The organism is Mesorhizobium sp. M7A.F.Ca.CA.004.06.1.1, from assembly GCF_003999135.1.
Taxonomy (GTDB): domain Bacteria; phylum Pseudomonadota; class Alphaproteobacteria; order Rhizobiales; family Rhizobiaceae; genus Mesorhizobium.
The window spans coordinates 1-5,302 of the sequence record NZ_RZPQ01000406.1; the positions used below are offsets into that span (position 1 = coordinate 1).

Annotated in this window: 4 protein-coding genes and 1 pseudogene; 3 read left to right on the forward strand and 2 right to left on the reverse strand. The window is 62.7% G+C overall.

Annotated features, from left to right (window positions below; translation table 11 throughout):
- From EN906_RS21810 to cysQ, 3 genes and pseudogenes are all read left to right on the forward strand, one after another.
- Window positions 1-264 (forward strand): annotated as a pseudogene (locus tag EN906_RS21810) (sulfate adenylyltransferase small subunit); the annotation flags it as partial.
- Window positions 265-266: 2 nt separating this feature from the next.
- Window positions 267-2,204 (forward strand): sulfate adenylyltransferase subunit CysN, encoded by a 1,938-nt coding sequence (gene cysN, locus EN906_RS21815; RefSeq protein ID WP_164748813.1) that lies wholly within the window; start codon window positions 267-269, stop codon window positions 2,202-2,204.
- A gap of 10 nt (window positions 2,205-2,214) precedes the next feature.
- A complete protein-coding gene (gene cysQ, locus EN906_RS21820; RefSeq protein WP_164748814.1) occupies window positions 2,215-3,003 on the forward strand; it encodes a 3'(2'),5'-bisphosphate nucleotidase CysQ in 789 nt (262 codons plus the stop codon).
- Window positions 3,004-3,018: 15 nt separating this feature from the next.
- On the opposite strand, the gene EN906_RS21825 is transcribed toward cysQ, so the two are convergent.
- Both EN906_RS21825 and EN906_RS21830 read right to left on the reverse strand, forming a co-directional pair.
- Window positions 3,019-4,161, reverse strand: coding sequence for a DegT/DnrJ/EryC1/StrS aminotransferase family protein (locus EN906_RS21825; RefSeq protein ID WP_127270003.1), 1,143 nt, complete (start codon window positions 4,159-4,161; stop codon window positions 3,019-3,021).
- A 248-nt stretch (window positions 4,162-4,409) separates the two neighbouring features.
- Window positions 4,410-5,300 carry a carbohydrate kinase gene (locus EN906_RS21830; RefSeq protein WP_164777285.1) on the reverse strand — a complete coding sequence of 297 codons (891 nt, stop codon included), beginning with the start codon at window positions 5,298-5,300 and terminating at the stop codon, window positions 4,410-4,412.
- Between the last annotated feature and the right edge of the window lie 2 nt (window positions 5,301-5,302).

Genomic DNA, 5,302 nt, shown 5'->3' on the forward strand with positions numbered 1-5,302 from the left:
GTGGTGGAACGCGACGGCATGCTGATCCTGCGGGACGACGAGCGCATGAAACTGCGCCCCGGCGAGACGGTGGAGAACAGGCTGGTGCGGTTCCGCACGCTTGGCTGCTATCCGCTGACCGGCGCCATCGAATCGGATGCCGACACGCTGGAAGCCATCGTCGGCGAAATGCTGACGGCACGCACGTCCGAACGGCAGGGTCGCCTGATCGATCGCGATGAAGCCGGCTCGATGGAAAAGAAGAAGCGCGAGGGGTACTTTTGACCATGCGCCACATCATGGCAAAGAGCCTCGCCCCCACCGACGGCGTTCGCGACTATCTGGCGGCGCAGGAGAAGAAGTCGCTGCTGCGCTTCCTGACCTGCGGCTCGGTCGATGACGGCAAGTCGACGCTGATCGGGCGCCTGCTGTCCGATACCAAGCAGATTTTCGAGGACCAACTCGCCGCGCTCGAACGCGATTCGCGCAAGCATGGAACGACGGGCGACGACATTGATTTCGCGCTGCTGGTCGACGGTCTGGAGGCCGAGCGCGAGCAAGGCATCACCATCGACGTCGCTTACCGCTTCTTCGCCACGCCGAAACGCAAATTCATCGTTGCCGACACACCTGGCCACGAGCAATACACCCGCAACATGGCCACCGGCGCCTCGACCGCCGACCTGGCGATCGTGCTGATCGATGCCCGGCAGGGTGTGCTTCGCCAGACAAGGCGGCATTCGATCATCGCCTCGCTGCTCGGCATCCGCCACGTCGTGCTGGCCGTCAACAAGATCGATCTTGTCGATTTCGATCAGGCGGTTTTCGACCGGATCGTCGAAGACTACGGGCAATTCTCGCGCGATCTCGGCTTCCAGACCATTGTGCCGATCCCGATGTCGGCCCGTTATGGCGACAATGTCAGCCGCCGGTCGGAAAGCATGGAATGGTATTCCGGTCCGACGCTGATCGAGCATCTCGAAACCGTGTCGGTCGACGAAGCGATGGTCGAACTGCCGTTTCGTTTCCCTGTCCAGTATGTCAACCGTCCCAATCTCGACTTTCGCGGCTTTGCCGGCACGGTCGCCTCCGGCTCGGTTGCGCCCGGCGACGAGGTCGTTGTCGCCAAGTCCGGCAAATCCTCGCGCGTCAAGCGGATCGTCTCGTATGGCGGCGATCTCGCCCAGGCGGCCGCCGGCCAGGCCGTCACGCTCGTCCTCGATGACGAAGTCGAAATCTCGCGCGGCAACATGCTGGTTTCGCCTGCCGCACGGCCGCAGGTCGCCGATCAGTTCGCCGCCAACATCGTCTGGTTCGACGAGCATGCGTTGCTGCCAGGCCGCTCTTACATCCTGCGCACCGAGACCGACCAGACCAGCGCCACCGTCACCGACCTGAAATATCGGATCAACGTCAATGACTTTGCCCATGAAGCGGCAAAGTCGCTCGAAATGAACGAAGTCGGCATCTGCAACATTTCGACGCGGACGCCGATCGCCTTTGATCCCTTCGCCGAAAACCGCACCACCGGCGCCTTCATCCTGATCGACCGCATCTCCAACGCCACGGTCGGCGCCGGCATGATCCTGCACTCGTTGCGCCGCGCCGAAAACATCCATTGGCAGTCGCTCGATGTCGGCAAGCGCGTGCGCGCCGACATGAAGAACCAGCGGCCCGCCGTGTTCTGGTTCACCGGGCTGTCGGGTTCCGGCAAGTCGACCATCGCCAACCTGTTCGAAAAGAAGCTGTTCGCCACCGGCCGCCACACTTATATCCTGGACGGCGACAACGTCCGTCACGGTCTCAACCGCGATCTTGGTTTCACCGACGCCGATCGCGTCGAGAACATCCGCCGCGTCGCCGAAGTGGCGCGTTTGATGGCCGATGCCGGGTTGATCGTCATTGTTTCGTTCATTTCGCCCTTCAGCGCCGAGCGGCGCATGGCACGTGAATTGATGGCCGACGGAGAATTCGTCGAGGTGTTCGTCGATACGCCTTTCGAGGAATGCGCCAGGCGTGATCCGAAGGGCCTCTATGCGCGCGCGCTGAATGGCGAGATCAAGAATTTCACCGGCGTCGATTCCCCTTATGAAGCGCCGGAAACCCCGGAGGTCCATCTGCGGACACTCGGCAAGTCGGCCGAAGAGATGGTCGACGCCCTGGAACACTGGCTGAACGAGCGCGACATTGCCGAAGACCAATACGATAGCGGCGGCGGCATCTGACGACAGGCTGATGCTTGAAATCTTCGAGCGCTTGGCCTTGTCGGCCGGGCGCGAGGTGATGCGCGTGTTCCACGCCGGCTGTGCGGTTGACCGTAAGTCCGACGCCTCGCCGGTGACCGAGGCGGACCGCGAGAGCGAAAAGATCATACTCGCCGGACTGCGTGCCGCATTTCCCGATATCCCCTGCGTGGCCGAGGAAGAAGCTTCCGCCGGCATCGTGCCGCCCGATCTGGACGGGGCTTTTTTTCTGATCGATCCGCTCGATGGGACCAAGGAGTTCGTTAACCGCCGCACCGATTTCACGGTCAACATAGCGCTGGTTCGCGATGGCGTGCCGGAAGTCGGCGTCGTCTTTGCGCCCTGCACGGGCCGCTTCTTTTCCGGCCTGCCGGGCAGGGCGGAATCACTCGAAATCGATGGCGATTACCAGATCGTCGGCCGCCGGCCGATCGCGGCGAGAACGGCCGCGACGCCGCTGGCCGTCGTCGCCAGTCGGTCTCACAACACACCGGAAACCGAGGCCTATATTCGCGACCTCGGTGCCGCCGAAATCGTTTCGGTCGGTTCGTCCTTGAAGTTCTGCCTTCTCGCCAGCGCCGAGGCTGATGTCTATCCGCGCTTCGGCCGCACCATGGAATGGGACACAGCGGCGGGCGACGCCATCCTGCGCGCCGCCGGCGGCATGACGCGCACGCTCGACGGCCAACCTCTGGTCTATGGCAAGCGCAGGCAAAGCGACGACGAGGATTTTGCCAATCCGCATTTCATTGCCAGCGGCAGGGCGGCGGGCCCCGGCTGAGAAAGGCTCGGCAGCTTACTCTGCCGCGGCCTGCGCCGAATTCGAGCCGATATAGTTGCGGATCGTCTCGATGATGCGGTCCTGGTCGGCTTCGCTGAGATAAGGGTGCATGGGCAGGCACAGGATCCGCTTCGGCAGGTCTTCCGATACGGCAAGGCCGGTCGGCGTGCGCGGGTAGTCGCGATAAGCGACCTGGGCATGCAGCGGCTTCACGTAGTAAATGACAGACGGAATGCCCTTTTCGCCGAGATGCGCCCTCAGCCCGTCGCGCTTGGGCGTCTCGATCGCGTATTGCGCCCAGGCCGAACGGCTGCCGTCCAGATTGCGCGCCGCAGTGACGATATCGCCAAGCCCTTCGGCATAGCGCTTTGCCACCACCTGCCGGGCGACCATCTCGTCTTCCAGGATAGCCAGCTTCTCGATCAGGATCGCCGCCTGGATCGTGTCGAGTCGCGAATTGATGCCGACGCGGACATTGTCGTACTGCGTCTCGCCCTTGCCATGGAAGGCGAAGGAGCGAAGCTGCTCGGCCAGCGCATCGTCATTGGTGAACATCGCGCCGCCGTCGCCGTAGCAGCCAAGCGGCTTGGCCGGATAGAAGCTGGTCGATCCGACATGGCCGAAAGCACCGCACATCTTGCCGTCGAGCGAACCGCCCATCGACTGGGCGGCATCCTCGATCACCATCAGCCCTTCGCGGTTGGCGATCGCCATGATCGCCTCGTAATCGGCGGCTAGGCCAAACAGATCGACAGGAATGATAGCCTTCGGCTTCAGCCTTCCTTCCTTCTTGATCATGGCGATGGCCGCTTCGAGGCTGGCAATGTCGATGTTGTAGCTATGCGGGTCGACATCGACGAACACCGGCTCGGCCTTGGCCAGTGCCACCACTTCGGCGGTGGCGGCGAAAGTGAAGCTCGGCACGAACACCGCGTCACCCGGGCCGATGCCGGCCGCAAACAGTGGCAACAGCAGCGCGTCGGTGCCGTTGGCGCAGGCCACGACATGCTTGGTGCCGATATAGGCGGCAAGCTTATTCTCGAATTCGGTGACTTGCGGGCCAAGAATATAACGGCCTTCGTCGACGACACGGTCGATCGCGGCCTTCAGCCGGTCGCGGATTTGTTCGCGCTGCGCGCCAAGATCGATGAACTGCATGTCGGCCTCAAAACGGGTTAGCCAGATAATCGGCCGCTGGTACCAGAGTTGCGCTTGCCGAGAAAGCCGGGCAGGCGGAGCCCTAAATTGCCCAAGTGTCGCAGTCCGTTACCAGTATTTCCCGGCGAATGTCAGTCAGATGCCGGAAATCCGGGCTTCGTCGGGCACCATCCCGCCCTTATAGCCCTGTAAAGAGCCCCTGCGAAACATAAAGTGATCGATTGGGCTCAACTTATGTTGAGCGTTGCTCAGGCGATTTCATGTCGCCAGGGTGGATTGGCGCCGGCCCGCGACACGGTCACTGCCGCCGCCTTCGCACCGAGCGCCAGCGCCTTGTGGATGGCGTCTTTCGACAAGCGGGAAATCGCCGCCTTGGTCAGCAGGCCCTGCTCATGCAAGGAGGCGAGGATGCCGGCGTTGAAGGTATCGCCGGCGCCGACCGTGTCGACCACCTCGACCTTTTCCGGCATGACGGTGACGGCATGTTCCCTGGTATAGCCGACGGCGCCTTCGCTGCCATGGGTGACGACGATCAGCTTCGGGCCTCGATCCAGCCAGTTGCGGATGACATCCTCGTGCGAGCCGGCTTCGCCGAACCAGGTCAGGTCTTCGTCCGACAATTTCACGATATCGGCCATCGCCATCATCGCGCGAATGCGCCTGAGGTGCTTGGCCTTGTCCGGTATGAAGTTCGGCCGGATGTTGGGATCGAGCATCATCACTCGACTTTCATGCTCGCGCCGCATGAACTCCTCATAGGCACTGCCGGCGGGCTCCGAAATCAGGCTGATGGCACCGAACAGCATGGCTTCGATCTCGCTGCCAAGCTGCGGCAGGTCGTCGACGGTCAGCATGCGGCCGGCGGTGTTCTCGTCATAAAAAGTGTAGGTCGCCTGGCCGTTGGTGAGCTTGACGAAGGCCAGCGTCGTTGGCCGTGGTGAGGTGTGCGCATAGGTGGAGCTGACCTTGCTTGCCCCCAGCGCATCCCGGAACTGGCCGCCGAACAGATCCGACGACAGGCCTGAAAAGAAGCCTGCCGGCGCGCCGAGCCGGCCAAGCGCGATCGCCGTGTTGAACACCGCGCCGCCGACATAAGGCGCAAAGGCCGGCTCACCCGCTGTCGTCGTGCGCGGCAGCATGT